This is a genomic window from Mesorhizobium loti R88b (genome assembly GCF_013170845.1).
Classification (GTDB): domain Bacteria; phylum Pseudomonadota; class Alphaproteobacteria; order Rhizobiales; family Rhizobiaceae; genus Mesorhizobium; species Mesorhizobium loti_B.
Map to the genome: position 1 here is coordinate 5,548,403 of NZ_CP033367.1, position 17,478 is coordinate 5,565,880.

The following is a 17,478-nucleotide window of genomic DNA, read 5'->3' on the forward strand; positions in this document are numbered from 1 at the left end:
CTATCCGCCACTTTCAAGTAATCACGCTCGGCTTGTTGCGGCCGGTGTGGCTCTTGATCCCGGCAATGTCGTCTGCGGCAGCGATGAGGTCGGCGAGTGCGACCTGGGTGTCGATGTCGTGCTTCGCCTTGTCGGGCTCGTAGCGCTCGATATAGACGCGCAAGGTCGCCCCCGAAGTGCCGGTGCCAGAAAGCCGGAAGACGACGCGCGAGCCGCCTTCGAACAGCACTCTGATGCCCTGGTGCTCGCTGGTCGAACCGTCGACCGGGTCGTGATAGGCAAAATCGTCGGCATTGGCGATCTTCAGGCCGCGCACGCTGGTGCCTGGCAAAGAGGCAAGCTTGGCCCGCAGTTCGTCGACCAGCGCATTGGCGCGGTCGCTCTCGACCTCCTCATAGTCGTGGCGCGAATAATAATTGCGCCCATAGGCCGCCCAGTGCTCGGTGACGACCTGCTTGCAGCTTTCGCCGCGCGCGGCGAGGATGTTGAGCCACAACAGCACCGCCCACAGCCCGTCCTTCTCGCGCACATGATTGGAACCAGTGCCGGCGCTTTCCTCGCCGCAGATCGTCGCCATTCCGGCGTCGAGCAGATTGCCGAAGAACTTCCAGCCCGTCGGTGTCTCATAAATGCCGATGCCGAGTTTCTCGGCAACGCGGTCGGCGGCACCGCTGGTCGGCATCGAGCGGGCGATGCCCTTCAGCCCGTCCTTGTAGCCGGGCGCCAGGCGGGCATTGGCGGCAAGCATGGCGACCGAGTCGGACGGCGTGACGAAGATGCCCTTGCCGATGATCAAATTGCGGTCACCGTCGCCGTCGGAAGCGGCACCAAAATCAGGCGCATCCGGCCCCATCATCTCGTCATAGAGGTGCTTGGCATGAACGAGGTTCGGATCCGGGTGATGACCGCCGAAATCCGGCAGCGGCTTGAAGTTGCGGCAGGTGCCGTTCGGCGCACCGAGCCGGTTTTCGAGGATCTCCTTGGCGTAGGGACCGGTCACCGCGTGCATGGCGTCAAAGCGCATGCGGAAGCCCGACTTGAACAGTTTGCGCAGCGCGTCGAAATCGAACAGGCTTTCCATCAGCTCGGCATAATCGGTGACCGGATCGATGATCTCGACCTCCATGCCGGCGGCCTTGACCGTGCCTATCGTGTCGATGTCGATCGGATCGATGTCTGATGTCTTGAAGCTCGAAATCGCCTTGGTTTTCTCGAAGATCGCGTCGGTCAGCTTTTCCGGCGCCGGGCCGCCATTGCCGGCATTGTACTTGATGCCGAAATCCTCGTGCGGGCCGCCGGGATTGTGGCTGGCCGACAGGATGATGCCGCCGAAGGTCTTGTATTTGCGGATGACATGCGAGGCGGCCGGCGTCGACAAGATACCGCCCTGCCCGACCATCACCTTGCCGAAGCCGTTGGCGGCGGCCATGGCGATGGCCTTCTGGATGACCTCCCTGTTATAGAAGCGGCCATCGCCGCCGATCACCAGGGTCTTGCCCTTGAAGCCGTCCAGCGCGTCGAAGATCGACTGGATGAAGTTCTCGGCATAGTGCTCCTGCTGGAACACAGGCACCTTCTTGCGCAGGCCCGACGTGCCGGGCTTCTGGTCGGGGTAGGGTTTGGTGGGGACGGTGCGTATCATGCTTCAGGCAACCCTTTTCGAAAGCAGCAGGCGATAGAGTTCGACATATTTTTCCGCGCTCTTGTCCCAGGACACATCAGCCTTCATGCCCTGGCGCTGCAGCGATTCCCAGACAGCCGGATTGGCATGTGTGTCGACGAGGCGGCGGATGGCGTGCAGCATGGCAACGCCATTGTTGGGCGCGAACTGAAAGCCGGTGGCAACGCCGGCCGAAACGGCGGCTTCATTGGCATCAATGACCGTGTCGGCGAGGCCGCCGGTGCGGGCAACCACCGGCACGCAGCCGTAACGCAGACCATAAAGCTGCGTCAGTCCGCAGGGTTCGAAGCGCGACGGGATGATGATGGCGTCGCAGCCACCCTGCATGGTGTGCGACAGCCCCTCATCATAGCCGACGACCACGCCGATGCGACCGCGGTGGCGTGCGGCGGCGGCAAGCAGCGCGCCTTCGAGACCGGCATCGCCGGAGCCCAGTATGGCCAGCCGCGCACCGGTCGCAACGATGCCGTCGACCACGGTGGCCAGAATATCCATGCCCTTTTGCCAGGTCAGCCGGCTGATGACGCAGACGATGGGGCTGTCGTCACGTTCGAGGCTGAAACGGTCCTCGACAACCGCCCGGTTGGGAAGGCGGGCCCTGAGTGTTCCGGCTGTATAGTTCGACACAAGATGCTTGTCGGTCTCAGGGTTCCAGATGTCGGTGTCGATGCCGTTGACGATGCCATAGAGGTCACTGGAGCGCATGTTGATCAGGCCGTCGAGACCCATGCCGAATTCCGCCGAGCGGATCTCCTGCGCATAGGTCGGGCTGACCGTGGTGATTGCCCAGGCGGCCTGCAGGCCAGCCTTGAGGAAACCGACGCCGCCATAATATTCGACGCCGTCGAGCGCCATCGCCACCGCGGGCAGGCCGAGTTCGCCAAAGATGCCGGCGCCGAACTGGCCCTGGAAGGCGAGATTGTGGACGGTCATCATCGACGGGACGCCGACCGCCTTGCCGTAGCGCATATAGGCCAGCGCCATCGCCGACTGCCAGTCATGGGCGTGGACGAGGTCCGGCTGATAGCCCGAGATGGCGCCACCGGCGATATCGCCTCCGACCTGGCTCAACGCCGCGAAGCGCCGCCAATTGTCGGGCCAATCCGCGCCGGCCGCATTGCCATAGGGGCCACCGGGGCGGTCGAACAAATGCGGCGCGTCGAGCACGAACAGGTCGAGCCCGGCAATCTGGATGGCATGGACCGAAGCCTTGCCGCCCTGCAGCAGCGGGTATTGGTAAACAGCCTTCTTTTTCTTGAAGGCATCCATCACCACGGGAAAGCCGGGAATGAGCGTGCGCATGGTCACGCCCTTGGCGGCGAGCGCGATGGGCAGCGCGCCGGTCACGTCGGCAAGCCCGCCGGTCTTGATCAGCGGGAAAATCTCAGGCGTGACCGACAGAACCTGCATGCGTCAATGGATCCTGTCCAACTTTTGTTTTGCGCAATTCCGGACGGAAAACCGCTTCACACTTTTCCTTGGAATAGCTCCTAAAGCTTCAGCTTGTCGATCATGTCCTGCGTGACCAGGCAGATGCCCTTTTCGGAAACGCGGAAACGCTTGGCGTCGAGCACCGGGTCTTCGCCAACCACCAGTCCCTCCGGTATCCTAACACCATGGTCGATGACGACGCGCTTCAACTTTGCGTTCCGGCCGACATGAACGTCGGGCAGCATGACGACTTCTTCCAGCGTCGAATAGGAATTGATACGCGCGCCGGTAAAGATCAGGCTTCTTTTCAGCGACGCACCCGAGACGATGCAGTCGCCCGAGACGAGCGATGACACGGCCGAACCACGCCGGCCATCCTCGTCATGCACGAACTTTGCCGGTGGCTTCAACTCGGCATAGGTCCAGATCGGCCAGTCGCGATCATAAAGATCGAGCTCCGGCGTGATGTCGGTCAAGTCGATATTGGCTTCCCAATAGGCATCGACGGTGCCGACATCGCGCCAATAGGCTTCGTTTTCCATCGTGGAGCGGACACAGGACTTGGCGAAGCGGTGGGCGATCGCCTTACCATGCTGGACGATATAGGGGATGATGTCCTTGCCGAAGTCGCGGCTCGAGCCGGGCTCGGCGGCGTCACGGCGCAACTGCTCCATCAGGAACTTGGTCTTGAAGACGTAGATACCCATCGAGGCCAGCGCGAATTCCGGTCTGTCGGGAATGCCGGGCGGGTCGGCAGGCTTTTCGACGAAGGCGATGATGTTGTCCTTGGCATCGACATGCATGACGCCGAAGCCGGTCGCTTCCATGCGTGGCACTTCGAGACATCCGACGGTGACATCGGCGCCGGCGTCGACATGCTGGCGCAGCATCAGCTCGTAATCCATCTTGTAGATGTGGTCGCCGGCGAGGATGACCATGTATTCCGGGCCATAGGCCTCGATGATATCGATGTTCTGGTAGACCGCGTCGGCCGTGCCTTCATACCACTGCGTTTCCGACACGCGCTGGCTGGCCGGCAGGATGTCGAAGCTTTCGTTTCGCTCTGGCCGCAGGAAGTTCCAGCCGCGCTGCAGATGGCGGATCAGCGAATGCGCCTTGTACTGGGTGGCGACGCCAAGGCGGCGAATGCCGGAGTTGAGCGCGTTGGACAGCGCGAAGTCGATGATGCGCGTCTTGCCGCCAAAATAGACCGCCGGCTTGGCGCGACGGTCGGTCAGTTCCTTGAGGCGGCTGCCACGGCCGCCTGCCAGTACATAGGCCATGGCATCGCGCGCCAGCGGCTGGGTCCGTTTCAAGTCTGCCATTTCTACCCTCCCAAGTTACTCAAGTCTCGCCATGGTGCTCGGCCTTGCCGGGCTCAGTCGGCAACAAGTTCAAGCATGATCGTCGACAGCGGCGGCAAAAGCATCGTTGCCGAGATCCCCTTGCCCTCCGCCTTTGCCTCGACCATGCCGCCATTGCCCATACCGGAGCCGCCATATTCAGAAGCGTCGGTGTTGATGATTTCGCGCCACTTGCCGGCCTTCGGCAGCGGCACGCGATAATTGTCACGCGGCACCGGCGTGAAGTTGGATATGACGGCCACCGGGCTGCCGCCCGGCGCGTTGCGTACCCAGGCGAAAACCGAATTCTGGCTGTCGTCGACGATCAGCCAGGAAAACCCTTCCGGCTCGCAGTCGCGGCCGTGCAGCGCCGGGCGCGACCGGTAGAGGTAATTGAGATCGCGCACCGTCTGCCAGACGCCGCGATGCGGGCGGAAATCCAGCAGGTTCCAGTCGAGCGCGCGCGCCTCGCTCCATTCGCGACGTTGTGCGAACTCCTGCCCCATGAACAAGAGCTTCTTGCCGGGATAGCCCCACATGAAGCCGTAATAGGCACGCAAGGTCGCGAATTTCTGCCAATCGTCGCCGGCCATCTTGCCCAGCAGCGTGCCTTTGCCGTGCACGACCTCGTCATGCGAAAGCGGCAGCACGAAATTCTCGGAGAAGGCGTAGGTCAGGCCGAAGGTCAGATCATTGTGGTGGTGCTTGCGGAAAATCGGCTCCTTGGCAAAATACTCCAGCGTGTCGTGCATGAAGCCCATGTTCCACTTGAAGCCGAAGCCGAGCCCCCCTTCATGCACCGGCGCCGAAACCTTCGGCCATGATGTCGATTCCTCGGCGATGGTGATGACGCCCGGATGGTGACCGTAGACCTCCTTGTTCATCTTCTGCAGGAAGGAGACCGCTTCGAGGTTCTCGCGTCCGCCCTTTTCGTTGGGGATCCATTCGCCGGCCTTGCGCGAATAATCGAGATAAAGCATCGAGGCGACCGCATCGACGCGCAGCCCGTCGACATGATATTTCTCGGCCCAGAACAGCGCGTTGTTGACCAGGAACGACACCACCTCGCGACGGCCGAAATTGTAGATCGCGGTGTTCCAGTCGGGATGGAAGCCCTTGCGCGGATCGGCATGTTCATAGAGCGCGGTGCCGTCGAAATGGGCCAGGCCATGCGCGTCGACCGGGAAATGCGCCGGCACCCAGTCGAGGATGACGCCAACGCCGGCGCGGTGCGCACCATCGACGAAACGGGCAAAGCCGTCCGGATCGCCAAAACGGGCCGATGGCGCGTAAAGCCCGGTTGTCTGATAACCCCAGGACGGGTCATAGGGATGCTCGGAGATCGGCATGAATTCGATGTGGGTAAAGCCTGTCTCGACCACATAGGGGATCAGCCGATCAGCCATTTCGTCCCATGACAGGAACGTACCGTCGTCGCGAAGCTGCCAGGAACCGGCGTGGACTTCGTAGATCGAAATGGCTTCTCGGCGGTGATCGGCATTGCGCCAGAAATTGCGGTGCGCCTCGTCGCCCCACTCATGCGCCGGCGGCACGGCAACAACCGAAGCCGTGGCCGGACGCAGTTCGGATTTGAACGCAAACGGATCGGCCTTCAGCGGCAGTCTGACGCCATCAGGCCCAATGATCTCGTACTTGTAGGGTCGCCCGGCGCCGATGTCGGGCACGAACAGTTCCCAGATGCCGGTGTCACGGCGATCGCGCATCGTGTGGCGGCGGCCATCCCAGTCGTTGAAATCGCCGACCACCGAGACGCGCCGCGCATTGGGAGCCCATACGGCGAAATGCACGCCGGTGGCGCCCTCGTGATCGATGACATGCGCGCCAAGCTTGTCGAACAGCCTGAGGTGCGATCCCTGGGCGATGTAATAGTCATCCATCGGACCGAGCACCGGGCCGAACGAATAGGGATCGGTCAGCCACCAGTCACCGCCGGCATTGCGCGCGTGGTAGCGCAGCGGCTGCCGCTTCTTGATCGACAATTTGCCTTCGAAGAAGCCGACATCGTCTCGCCGCGACAGCTCACCGGCTGCGATGCCCGTCAGCGTATAGGCGGTGACGGTCTCGGCATGCGGAACAAAGCAGCGGGCAAACAGGCTCTTGCCGACCTCATGGACACCAAGGACCGCAAACGGATCTCCGTGCGTGCCGGCGACAATCGCCGCAACATCGCTGGCTGGCGCCAGTCCGTCCGGCCCGCTTGTCGCAGCGGTCGCGCGCGGCTTCGTCATCAGGCAGTGTCCCTCCCCGGGCACCAGGTGTTTATTTCTGGTGATGTGAACTGACATTCAATTCACATCACCGGGACCACATTGTTCGTGGCCTCCATGCAATCACATCAGGCGGGCACGTTCCAGATTTCTTTCGCGTATTGGCGGATCGTGCGGTCGGACGAGAACCAGCCGACGCGCGCGACGTTGCGGATTGCCCTGGCATACCAGTCCGGACTGTTGCGCCAGACGGCATCGACCTCGCGCTGGGCGGCGGTATAGGCGTCGAAATCGGCGGCAACCATGAACCAGTCACTGTCGTAGAGACCGTTGATGAGGTCGCGGTAGCGGTTGGGGTCATCGGGCGAGAAGACGCCCGACGAAACAGCGGCCAGGGCTTGCGCCAATTCGGGTGATGCTTCGATCACGGCGCGCGGATTGTAGCCGTTGTTGCGCCGCTCGGCGACCTCGGCGGTGGTGAGGCCGAAGATGAAGATGTTGTCGTCGCCGACGTGCTCCTTCATTTCGACATTGGCGCCATCGAGCGTGCCGATGGTCAAGGCGCCGTTCATCATGAACTTCATGTTTCCGGTGCCCGACGCTTCCATACCGGCGGTCGAGATCTGCTCGGAGAGATCCGCGGCCGGCATCAGCACTTCGGCCAGGCTGACATTGTAGTTCGGCACGAACACCACCTTCAGCAGACCGCGCACTGACGGATCGCCGTTGATGACCTTGGCAACGTCGTTGGCGAGTTTGATGATCAGCTTAGCGTTGTGGTAGCTGGGCGCGGCCTTGCCACCGAAGAATTTCACGCGCGGCATCCATTCACGCTCGGGATGCGAGCGGATCTGGTCGTAAAGCGCGATTGCCTCGAGGATGTTCAGAAGCTGGCGCTTGTATTCGTGGATGCGCTTGACCTGGATGTCGAACAGGGCCGAAGGGTCGACCTTGATGCCGAGCCGATCGGCGACGAGATTGGCCAGCCGCACCTTGTTCTGCCGCTTGACGGCGGCGAACTTGTCGCGAAACGCGCTGTCATCGGCAAAGGTGTCGAGCCCCTTGATCGCCTCGATATCGTCGAGAAAACGGTCGCCGATCGCTTCGCGGGCGAGCGACGTCAGCCCCGGATTGCACTGGATCAACCAGCGCCGCGGCGTGATGCCATTGGTCTTGTTGTTGATACGATCAGGATAGAGCTTGTGCAGGTCGGCGAACACCGTTTCCTTCATCAGCTCGGTATGCAGCGCCGAGACGCCGTTGATCGAATGCGAGCCGACAAAGGCGAGATTGCCCATGCGCACCCGACGGTCGCCATTCTCCTGGATGAGCGAAATGCGGCTGATCTGTTCGTCCGAGAACTGGTTGGTAGCGCGGGCTTCGAGCAGCACCTGCGCGTTGATGGCGTAGACGATCTGCATATGGCGCGGCAAAAGCCGCTCGAACAGCGGCACCGGCCAGCTTTCGAGCGCCTCGGGTAGAAGCGTGTGGTTGGTGTAGCCAAAGGTGCGCTTGGTGACATCCCAGGCAAGATCGAAGTCCATGCCGTGGACATCCATCAAGAGCCGCATCAGCTCCGGCACCGCGATCGCCGGATGGGTGTCGTTGAGATGGATCGCGGCCTTGTCGGGCAGCGATTTCAGGTCGCCATATTGGCTGAGATGACGCTGGACGATGTCCTGCAGCGAGGCTGTGGAGAAGAAATATTCCTGGCGTAGCCTGAGTTCCTGGCCGGCCATATGTGAATCGGCGGGGTAGAGAACGCGCGACAGCGCGTCAGCCTTGTTGCTTTCGGCCAGCGCGCCAATGTGGTCGCCGGCGTTGAACTTGCTGAGCAGGATTGGATCGACCGGCATGCCCGACCACAGCCGCAGCGTGTTGACGCGGTTCGCCCGCCAGCCGACGACCGGCGTGTCGTAGGCGACGGCCAGGACGTGCTCGGTCGGCTTCCAGACATGGCGCTCGAGCCGGCCGGCCTTCGACGTCACCGATTCCACCGAGCCACCGAAGCCGACATCGAAGGAGCGCTCACGCCTCTCGAACTCCCACGGATTGCCGTGGTCGAGCCAGGTCTCGGGCAGTTCGACCTGCCAGCCATCGTGGATTTCCTGGCGAAACATGCCGTTGGCGTAGCGAATGCCGTAGCCGTGGGCGGGGATGTCGACTGTCGCCATGCTTTCCATGAAGCAGGCGGCGAGCCGGCCGAGGCCGCCATTTCCGAGCGCGGCATCCGGCTCCAGTGCCGCAATCAGGTCGAGGTCGACACCGAGCGAGGACAGCGCTTCGCGCATGCTCTCCATCAGGCCGAGATTGGAAAAGGCGTCGCGCATCAGGCGCCCGATCAGGAATTCCAGTGACAGGTAGTAAACCCGCTTTTCCTGCTGGTCGTAGGCTTCCTTGGTCGCCTCCATCCAGTGATCGATGATGCGGTCGCGCACGACCTTGATCGAGGCAGTCAGCCAATCATATTGGGTCGCGACGGTGGTGTCCTTGCCGACCCTGTATTTGAGGGCCATCAGAACTTCTCTTGCGAGCGTCTTCGGATCAGGATTTTCGAGCAGTGGGGGAAGGGTTTCGGATGTCATCGCGCGCGTCATGCTGCCTCTCGTGCGGTTGCCCCGATCATACCGGCTTTCGTCAATCCTCCCAGCCCATGCTAGCGCATCTTTCAGGATGTTCAATCGATTTAGGCGATTCCGCAATCAGGAGCGCCTGCGGCAACTTGGCAGTCAGGCTGCCAGCGCTGCCTCCGGGGGGGCCTTTGCTCCGGTCATGAAGGCAACGGCATCGGACATCGTATACTGCTTGGGGTCGATGACGCAGAGTCGACGGCCCAGGCGATGGATGTGGATGCGGTCGGCCACTTCGAAGACATGCGGCATGTTGTGCGAGATCAGCACGATCGGCAGTCCGCGCTTCTTGACGTCGAGGATCAGCTCGAGCACGCGGCGGCTCTCCTTGACGCCGAGGGCAGCCGTCGGCTCGTCCATGATCACAACCCGGCTGCCGAAGGCAGCGGCGCGCGCCACCGCCACGCCCTGGCGCTGGCCGCCGGAGAGCGTCTCCACCGCCTGGCTGATGTTCTGGATGGTCATCAGGCCAAGTTCGGTGAGCTTGTCGCGGGCACGTTTTTCCATCGCCGGGCGGTCGAGCATGCGCAGCCACTGGCCGAGGAAGCCGGGTTTGCGGATCTCACGGCCGAGGAACATGTTGTCGGCGATCGACAGCGCCGGCGACAGCGCCAGGTTCTGGTAGACCGTTTCGATGCCGGCTTCGCGGGCCTCCATCGGCGACTTGAAGGCGACGGGTTTGCCTTCGAGCCGGATCTCGCCTTCGTCCGGCGCGGCCGCGCCGGAAATCGCCTTGATGAGCGATGACTTGCCGGCGCCATTGTCGCCGATGACGGCGAGGATTTCGCCGGGATAAAGGTCGAAGTCGGCATTGTCGAGGGCGGTGACGCGACCATAGCGTTTGACCAGACCGCGCGCGGTAAGGATGGGTTCCTGGGTCATGATTATGCCGAAACCTTTCTGATCCATTGGTCGATCGCCACGGCGCCGATGATCAGCACGCCGGTGAGCAGCACTTTCCACTGCGGATCGGCGCCCAGCATGTTGAGGCCCATGGAGACGACGCCGACGATCATCGCGCCGAACAGCGTGCCCAGGATCGAGCCGCGCCCGCCGAACAGGGAAATGCCGCCGATCACCGTCGCGGTGATGGCCTGCAGATTGTAGTCGGTCACGGCGGCCGAAGGCGAGATCGAGCCGTTGCGGCCAATGGAGACCCAGGCAGCGAAAGCGGCGATCAGCCCGGCAAGGGTATAGACCGTCATCAGCACCTTCTTGGTCTGGATGCCCGACAGCTTCGCCGCTTCCTGGTCATCGCCAACGGCGTAGACATGGCGACCCCATGCCGTGTGATTGAGCACGTACCAGAGGATCAGAACCAGCACGACCGTGGCGATGACGCCAAGCGTCAGCACCGCCGTGCCGATCTTGAAGCTCAGTGCAAAGAGATGCAGCAGCGGCGCCTGGGCGTCGACGTCGGTGTCGCGGATCGTCTCATTGGCCGAATAGATGAAGTTCGTCGCCATGACGATGTTCCAGGTGCCAAGCGTCACGATAAAGGGCGGCAGCTTCATATAAGCGACCAGCAGCCCGTTGAGCAGCCCGCAGGCCGCACCGGCGGCGAGCCCGATCGTCACGGCGAGGATGGCCGGCATACCGTAACTGACCGCGCAATTGCCCATGATCACGGCGGAAATAACCATGATCACGCCGATCGACAGGTCGATGCCGGCAGTCAGGATGACCAGCGTCTGCGCGGCACCCAGAATGCCGATGATGGCGATCTGCTGCAGGATCAGTGTCAGCGTGTAGGACGAAAAGAAACGTCCACCGATGGCGATACCGAAGATGACGATCGACAGGACCAGCACGATCAGCGGCACAGCGGCCGGCGTCGAATGCAGGAAATGCTGGATGCGCTTGACGGCCGATTTGTGCTCGTCAAAAGCGGCGACGCTGGTGTCGCTGCTCGAGAGAACCTTCTCGAATTCCTGAGCTTGAGCCATGTTTCCTCCCCGTGAGGGGTCAGCCAATCGCTGACGCCCGTCCACGCCTTTCCGGTCTATCGCCGGGATTGTTCGCGGTCACGCGACCCATCGTCCACCCGAAGCGGCCGGGGATCAAGTCCCCCCGGCCGTTTCGGTTGTTTTGTTGCCAGTCAGACCGGCATCAGCCCCAGCACTTGGCGAGGCCTTCCTTGGTGTCGATGGACTTCACGCCAGTGGCCGGCTTGTCGGTCACCAGGTTGACGCCGGTGTCGAAGAAGTTCTTGCCTTCGGTCGGCTTCGGCTTGGTTCCGTCCTTGGCGAAAGCAGCGATCGCCTCGATGCCGAGCGCCGCCATCTGCAGCGGATATTGCTGCGATGTCGCGCCGATCACGCCTTCTGTAACCGACTTCACGCCGGGGCAGCCACCGTCGACCGAGACGATCAGCACCTGCTTTTCAAGGCCGACGGCCTTGAGCGCCTGGTAAGCACCGACAGCGGCCGGCTCGTTGATGGTGTGGATGACGGTGATGCCGGAGTCCTTCTGAAGCAGGTTCTCCATCGCCTTGCGGCCGCCTTCCTCATTGCCGTTGGTGACGTCGTGGCCGACAATGCGCGGATCGGTTTCGTCGCCGATCTTGTTGGGGTCCTTCACGTCGATGCCGTAACCCATCATGAAGCCCTGGTCGCGCAGAACGTCCACGGTCGGTTGCGAAGGCGTCAGGTCAAGGAAGCCGATCTTGGCGTCCTTGGCCTTGTCGCCGAGCGTCGCGGCGGCCCAGGCGCCGATCAGCTTACCGGCCTCGAGATTGTCGGTGGCGAAGGTTGCATCGGCCGCGTCGATCGGGTCGAGCGGCGTATCGAGCGCGATCACCAGCAAGCCGGCATCACGCGCCTTCTTCACGGTCGGCACGATGCCCTTGGTGTCGGATGCGGTGATCAGGATACCCTTGGCGCCGTCAGCAATGCAGCTTTCGATCGCCGCGACCTGGCTCTCGCTGTCGCCGTCGATCTTGCCGGCGTAGGTCTTGAGGTCGACGCCGAGTTCCTTGGCCTTTGCGGTCGCGCCTTCCTTCATCTTGACGAAGAAGGGATTGGTATCGGTCTTGGTGATCAGGCAAGCGCCGACACCGGCCGCGGATGCGGACGAGGCAAACGCCATCAGGCCCAGGGCCGCCGCCGCAAAGACGGTGGACTTCAACAGTTTTGTATTGGTCACGATTTTCCTCCCAGTGGAACCAATTCCGGATGCCGGCCAACCGACATCCACAGCGCATCCAACGAATTTCTCCCAGCGTGGACGCTGCTTCAACAGACACCAGAGCGGGAGTTCTGTCAATAATTAAATCACTCTTATTTATTATTGACAGCCTTGTGCCGTTCACCCATTCTGGCCCAAAAGCATCGAGAAGAAACGACGGGAGGAACAGGGTGGAGACCGCCATTGCGAGGCACGGTTCGCCCGAAGCGAATGACAGCCTGATTCACCGCGGCACCAACCAGAGTGGCATGCGCGACCACAACGAACGGTTGGTGCTCTCGCTGGTGCGCCAGCACGGCAGCCTGGCGAAATCCGACATCGCCCGTATGACCGGACTTTCGGCGCAGACGGTTTCGGTGATCATGCGCGAACTGGAGGAAGAAGGCCTGCTCGTTCGCCAGGCGCCGCTGCGCGGCAAGATCGGCCAGCCCTCCATACCGATGGCGCTCAACCCCGAGGGCGCCTTCTTCATCGGCCTCAAGATCGGCCGCCGCAGCGCGGAACTGGTGCTGATCGATTTCCTTGGCCATGTGCGCGCGATGCTGCAGCACTCCTATCGCTATCCGGCACCGCGCGAGACGGTGGAATTCGTCACATCAGGCATGAAGAAGATGCGCGGCGAACTGACACCGGCGCAGGACAAGCGCATCGCCGGGCTCGGCATCGCCATGCCGTTCGAACTGTGGAACTGGGCCGACACCGCCGGCGCGCCGCGCGACGTCATGGACGAATGGCGCCACCGCGACATCAGGGCCGACATCCAGGGGCAATGTGAGTTTCCGGTCTATCTGCAAAATGACGCCACCTCGGCCTGCGGCGCCGAGCTCGTCTTCGGCCAGGCGGGCGGCGCGCGCGACTTCGTCTATTTCTATATCGGCGCCTTCGCCGGCGGCGGCATCGTGCTCAACGGCCGGCTGTTCGGCGGGCCAACCGGCAATGCTGGCGCGCTCGGCTCGATGCCCGTGCCCGGACCGGACGGCAAGCCGACCCAGCTGATCGACGTGGCGTCGATCGCCATGCTGGAAAAGGCGCTCAATGCCCGTGGCGTCGAGGCCTCGCATCTGTGGACATCGCCCGAGGACTGGGGCGAGATAGGCTCCGAACTCGACGACTGGATCGCCAGCGCCTCACAGGCACTTGCCTATGCCATTGTCGCCGCATCCTCGGTCATCGATTTCGAAGCGGCGGTGATCGACGGCTGGATGCCGAAGGCGGTGCGCCGCCGGCTGGTCGATGCCATCATCGCGGCCATCGCCACCATCGACGGCGAAGGCCTGAAACTTCCTCCCGTTCGCGAGGGAACCGTCGGCATCCATGCCCGGGCGCTCGGCGGCGCCAGCCTGCCGCTTTCGGAACGCTTCCTCATCGGTTCGACGACGATTTCCAGGAGCGCCTGAATGCTGATCGGAATCCCGGCGCTGCTCGGTCCGGAGCTTCTGGCGACATTACGCGCCATGGGCCATGGCGATGAGATCGCCCTTGTCGACGGAAACTATCCGGCCGAGGAGCAGGCAAGACGCCTGATCCGCGCCGACGGTCATGCACTCATTCCAGTGCTCGACGCGATCCTGAGCGTCCTGCCGGTGGACGACGCGGTGCCGGAAGCGTTGTTTCGCGCATCCGTGAAGGGCGACCCGTCGCGTGCCGATCCCGTCCATCATGAGATCGAGGCGATCTGTGCCAAACGCGCGCCGGGCCGCAAGGTGGTTGCACTGGCCGGCGCCGACTTCTATGCACGGGTCAAATCGGCGCATGCCATCGTCGCGACAAGCGAGCCGCGGCTTTACGCCAACATCATCATCCGCAAGGGCGTGATCTATCCGCCGGAGACCAGAAAACCATGATCCTTTGCTGCGGCGAAGCCCTGATCGACATGCTGCCGCGCACCACGACGCAAGGTGAGCCGGCCTTTGCTCCTTATGTCGGCGGCGCCGTGTTCAACACGGCCATCGCGCTTGGCCGGCTGGGCGCGCCGGCTGGCTTTTTTTCGGGCCTGTCGTCGGATCTGTTCGGCGGCCAGTTCAGGGACGCACTGGGCGCAAGCAAGGTCAGTTCCACCTATGCCCACACCTCGCTACGGCCAACGACACTGGCCTTCGTGAAGCTCACCAACGGCCAGGCGACCTACACCTTCTACGACGAGAACACCGCTGGACGCCTATTGACCATCGATGACCTGCCAACGCTCGGCAACGAGATCGAAGCCATGCTGTTCGGCGCCATCAGCCTGATTTCAGAGCCCGCCGGCAGTGCCTATGAGGAGTTCATGAAGCGCGAGCATGCAAGCCGCGTCATGATGCTCGATCCCAACATCCGGCCGAACTTCATCCCGGACAAGGCAAAGCATCTCAGGCGCATCCGCGCCATGATGGCGATGGCCGACATCGTGAAACTGTCGGACGAAGACCTGAACTGGTTCGGCGAAGCCGGTTCGCACGAGGATGTCATCCGCAACTGGCTCGACCGCGGCCCCAAGCTGATCGTCGTAACGCATGGCAGCGAAGGCGCTGTCGGTTACACCAAGGACCACGCTGTCACCGTAATGCCGGAAAAAGTCGAGGTGGTCGACACGGTCGGCGCGGGCGATACGTTCAACGCCGGCATCCTCGCCTCCCTGCATGAACAGGGCCTGCTGACCAAGACGGACATCGCCGGTCTTACACAGGACGCCATCCGCAAGGCGCTGGCGCTTGGTGCCAAGGCAGCGGCCGTGACCGTGTCACGCGCGGGTGCCAATCCGCCGTGGCGGCATGAAATCACCTGAGCAACGCTCAACTTAAGTTGAGCCAGCCGATCACTTTATGTTTCGCAGGACCGCTCCGTGGGACTATAAAGGCACAATTGCGACCGACGAAGCCCGGATTTCCGGCATCTCGCCAAGATCCGCATGAAGTCATCGGTAACAGACTGAGATATCCAGGCAATTGGTGGCCTTGGCTGCCCGGCTTTCTCGGCAGGCGCAACTCTGGTACCAGCGGGCCGTTATCTGGCTAAACCGCCTGGTTCGAACCGTTTTTTGAGGCCGACATGCAGTTCATTGATCTTGGCGCGCAGCGCGAACGCATCCGCGACCGGCTGAAGGCCGCGATCGACCGTGTCGTCGAAGAGGGCCGCTACATCCTCGGGCCGCAGGTCACCGAATTCGAGAACAAGCTTGCCGCCTATATCGGCACCAAGCATGTCGTGGCCTGCGCCAACGGCACCGATGCGCTGCTTTTGCCGCTGTTTGCCGCCGGCATTGGCCCGGGCGACGCGGTGTTCGTGCCGAGCTTCACCTTCGCGGCCACCGCCGAAGTGGTGGCGCTCGCCAAGGCGGAACCTGTGTTTGTCGATGTCGATCCTCATACCTACAACATCGACATTGCCAGCCTAGAGGCGGCCATCGCCATGATCAAGAAGGAAGGCCGGTTGAAGCCGAAGGCGATCATCCCGGTCGACCTGTTCGGCCTTGCCGCTGACTACGACGCCATCATGGCCATTGCCAAACGCGAAGATCTGTTGGTGATCGAGGATGCCGCCCAGTCGATGGGCGGATCGCTTGACGGCAAGATGTGCGGTGCCTTCGGCCATGTCGGCTCGACCAGCTTCTATCCGGCCAAGCCGCTTGGCTGCTACGGCGACGGCGGCGCGATGTTCACCAACGATGACGCGCTGGCCGACAAGCTCAGATCCTTCGCCTTCCACGGCAAGGGCGAGACGCAATACGACAATGTCCGCGTCGGCATCAATTCGCGGCTTGACACGATCCAGGCGGCCATTCTGATCGAAAAACTCGCCATTCTCGAAGACGAGATGGTGGCGCGCCAGGTAGTGGCAAACCGTTACGCAGAAGGGTTGGGCGACATCGTTGCCGCTGCCCGCAACCTCGATGGCAGCCGCTCGGCCTGGGCGCAGTACGCCATCGAAACGCCCAAGCGCGATGGCCTGAAGGCGCATCTCGGTGAAAAGGGCATTCCGTCGGTCATCTACTACGTCAAGCCGCTGCATGCCCAGCTTGCCTATCGCGACTACCCGCGCACGCCGACCGGTCTTGCCGTGTCGGAAGACCTGCCGAAGCGCATCCTGTGCCTGCCGATGCACGCCTATCTCAGCGAAGACGACCAGGACCGGATTATAGAGACGATCCGCAACTACATCGGCTCGAACTCGGCGCAGGCCGCGGCCGAGTAATCGGCAGCCGCTTTCAGGCGGGGCTGGCCCCTGCCCTGCCGCTGGCGATGAAATGCGGATTGGCGAAATCCTCGTCATCGGCCTGGTCGCGTTTGCCATAGACCAGGGGTTTGCCATCCAGCGTGCGTGTCGTGCCGCCCGCCGCGCGCAGCACCGCGTCGCCGGCGGCCGTGTCCCATTCCATGGTGCGGCCGAAGCGCGGATAGACGTCCGCCTCGGCACTGGCGAGCAGGCAGAATTTCAAGGAGGAGCCGACCGAGACGATCTCGGCGCTACCGAGGTCGCGAATATAGGCTTCGGTTTCCGGCGTGTTGTGGGAGCGGCTGGCAACCACGGCGAGCGGTGCAGCTGCTGTTCTTACCGAAATCGGCCGGCGCGCGACGATCTGGTAGTCGGCATCGATTTCGAGGGCTTCCGCCCTGCCCGGCAGGCCGGAAAAGAAGCGGCCAGTGCAGGGTGCGAAGACGACGCCGACTTCCGGCACGCCATGGCGGACAAGCGCTATGTTGACGGTGAAATCGGTGCGGCGATTGACGAATTCCTTGGTGCCGTCGAGCGGATCGATGAGGAAGAAGGTGTTGCCAAGATCGATCGGCATGATGCCAGCCGCGGCCTCCTCCTCAGCCACGCAGGGAATGTCGGGAAATGCGATGCGCAGTCCGGCGAGAATGATCTTCTCACTCTCGCGATCCGCCTCGGTCACCGGCGAGGCGTCTGATTTGTGGTCGACCGCGCAGCCGGCGTGGAACACGCGCATGACCTCGCGCCCGGCGGCAAGGGCCAGCCGCTCGAAGATGTCGAGCATCGGC

The 17,478-nt window shown here is 62.5% G+C and carries 13 protein-coding genes; 4 read left to right on the forward strand and 9 right to left on the reverse strand.

Features of this window, described 5'->3' with window-relative positions; all coding sequences use genetic code 11:
• Window positions 1-13: 13 nt before the first annotated feature.
• From EB235_RS27250 to EB235_RS27285, 8 genes are all read right to left on the reverse strand, one after another.
• A complete protein-coding gene (locus EB235_RS27250; protein ID WP_027034300.1) occupies window positions 14-1,642 on the reverse strand; it encodes an alpha-D-glucose phosphate-specific phosphoglucomutase in 1,629 nt (542 codons plus the stop codon).
• A 3-nt stretch (window positions 1,643-1,645) separates the two neighbouring features.
• Window positions 1,646-3,091, reverse strand: a complete 1,446-nt coding sequence (gene glgA, locus EB235_RS27255; RefSeq protein WP_027034299.1) for a glycogen synthase GlgA — start codon at window positions 3,089-3,091, stop codon at window positions 1,646-1,648.
• 80 nt (window positions 3,092-3,171) lie between these two features.
• Window positions 3,172-4,437, reverse strand: coding sequence for a glucose-1-phosphate adenylyltransferase (glgC, locus tag EB235_RS27260; protein WP_027034298.1), 1,266 nt, complete (start codon window positions 4,435-4,437; stop codon window positions 3,172-3,174).
• Window positions 4,438-4,490: 53 nt separating this feature from the next.
• Window positions 4,491-6,704, reverse strand: a complete 2,214-nt coding sequence (gene glgB / locus EB235_RS27265; protein ID WP_027034297.1) for a 1,4-alpha-glucan branching protein GlgB — start codon at window positions 6,702-6,704, stop codon at window positions 4,491-4,493.
• 107 nt (window positions 6,705-6,811) lie between these two features.
• Entirely contained in the window at window positions 6,812-9,280 is a 2,469-nt protein-coding gene (locus EB235_RS27270; protein ID WP_027034296.1) for a glycogen/starch/alpha-glucan phosphorylase, read from the reverse strand.
• Window positions 9,281-9,412: 132 nt separating this feature from the next.
• The gene (locus EB235_RS27275) at window positions 9,413-10,195 is read right to left on the reverse strand and encodes an ATP-binding cassette domain-containing protein (RefSeq protein WP_027034295.1); all 783 of its coding nucleotides are present in this window, start codon (window positions 10,193-10,195) and stop codon (window positions 9,413-9,415) included.
• 2 nt (window positions 10,196-10,197) lie between these two features.
• Window positions 10,198-11,259, reverse strand: a complete 1,062-nt coding sequence (locus tag EB235_RS27280; RefSeq protein WP_027034294.1) for an ABC transporter permease — start codon at window positions 11,257-11,259, stop codon at window positions 10,198-10,200.
• Between the two features lie 163 nt (window positions 11,260-11,422).
• The gene (locus EB235_RS27285; protein WP_430515894.1) at window positions 11,423-12,400 is read right to left on the reverse strand and encodes a sugar ABC transporter substrate-binding protein; all 978 of its coding nucleotides are present in this window, start codon (window positions 12,398-12,400) and stop codon (window positions 11,423-11,425) included.
• 269 nt (window positions 12,401-12,669) lie between these two features.
• On the opposite strand from EB235_RS27285, the gene EB235_RS27290 reads away from it, so the two are divergent.
• From EB235_RS27290 to EB235_RS27305, 4 genes are all read left to right on the forward strand, one after another.
• On the forward strand, window positions 12,670-13,896 hold the full coding sequence (locus EB235_RS27290) for an ROK family transcriptional regulator (RefSeq protein ID WP_027034292.1): 1,227 nt from the start codon (window positions 12,670-12,672) through the stop codon (window positions 13,894-13,896).
• Window positions 13,897-14,343, forward strand: coding sequence for an RbsD/FucU family protein (locus EB235_RS27295; protein ID WP_027034291.1), 447 nt, complete (start codon window positions 13,897-13,899; stop codon window positions 14,341-14,343).
• Complete coding sequence (locus EB235_RS27300) at window positions 14,340-15,263, forward strand: carbohydrate kinase family protein (RefSeq protein ID WP_027034290.1); 924 nt, start codon at window positions 14,340-14,342, stop codon at window positions 15,261-15,263. Before EB235_RS27295 ends, EB235_RS27300 begins: the two co-directional genes overlap by 4 nt.
• Before the next feature lie 263 nt (window positions 15,264-15,526).
• On the forward strand, window positions 15,527-16,669 hold the full coding sequence (locus EB235_RS27305) for a DegT/DnrJ/EryC1/StrS family aminotransferase (protein ID WP_027034289.1): 1,143 nt from the start codon (window positions 15,527-15,529) through the stop codon (window positions 16,667-16,669).
• 13 nt (window positions 16,670-16,682) lie between these two features.
• Here the strand turns inward: EB235_RS27305 and cysQ are convergent, their stop codons facing one another.
• Complete coding sequence (gene cysQ, locus EB235_RS27310; RefSeq protein ID WP_027034288.1) at window positions 16,683-17,474, reverse strand: 3'(2'),5'-bisphosphate nucleotidase CysQ; 792 nt, start codon at window positions 17,472-17,474, stop codon at window positions 16,683-16,685.
• Window positions 17,475-17,478 lie beyond the last annotated feature (4 nt).

Bases quoted from the DNA above. Each gene is read 5' to 3' on its own strand.
- EB235_RS27250 (WP_027034300.1), bottom strand. From the start codon at position 1,642: ATGATACGCACCGTCCCCACCAAACCCTACCCCGACCAGAAGCCCGGC.
- glgA (WP_027034299.1), bottom strand. From the start codon at position 3,091: ATGCAGGTTCTGTCGGTCACGCCTGAGATTTTCCCGCTGATCAAGACC.
- glgC (WP_027034298.1), bottom strand. From the start codon at position 4,437: ATGGCAGACTTGAAACGGACCCAGCCGCTGGCGCGCGATGCCATGGCC.
- glgB (WP_027034297.1), bottom strand. From the start codon at position 6,704: ATGACGAAGCCGCGCGCGACCGCTGCGACAAGCGGGCCGGACGGACTG.
- EB235_RS27270 (WP_027034296.1), bottom strand. From the start codon at position 9,280: ATGACGCGCGCGATGACATCCGAAACCCTTCCCCCACTGCTCGAAAAT.
- EB235_RS27275 (WP_027034295.1), bottom strand. From the start codon at position 10,195: ATGACCCAGGAACCCATCCTTACCGCGCGCGGTCTGGTCAAACGCTAT.
- EB235_RS27280 (WP_027034294.1), bottom strand. From the start codon at position 11,259: ATGGCTCAAGCTCAGGAATTCGAGAAGGTTCTCTCGAGCAGCGACACC.
- EB235_RS27285 (WP_430515894.1), bottom strand. From the start codon at position 12,400: ATGGCGTTTGCCTCGTCCGCATCCGCGGCCGGTGTCGGCGCTTGCCTG.
- EB235_RS27295 (WP_027034291.1), top strand. From the start codon at position 13,897: ATGCTGATCGGAATCCCGGCGCTGCTCGGTCCGGAGCTTCTGGCGACA.
- EB235_RS27300 (WP_027034290.1), top strand. From the start codon at position 14,340: ATGATCCTTTGCTGCGGCGAAGCCCTGATCGACATGCTGCCGCGCACC.
- EB235_RS27305 (WP_027034289.1), top strand. From the start codon at position 15,527: ATGCAGTTCATTGATCTTGGCGCGCAGCGCGAACGCATCCGCGACCGG.
- cysQ (WP_027034288.1), bottom strand. From the start codon at position 17,474: ATGCTCGACATCTTCGAGCGGCTGGCCCTTGCCGCCGGGCGCGAGGTC.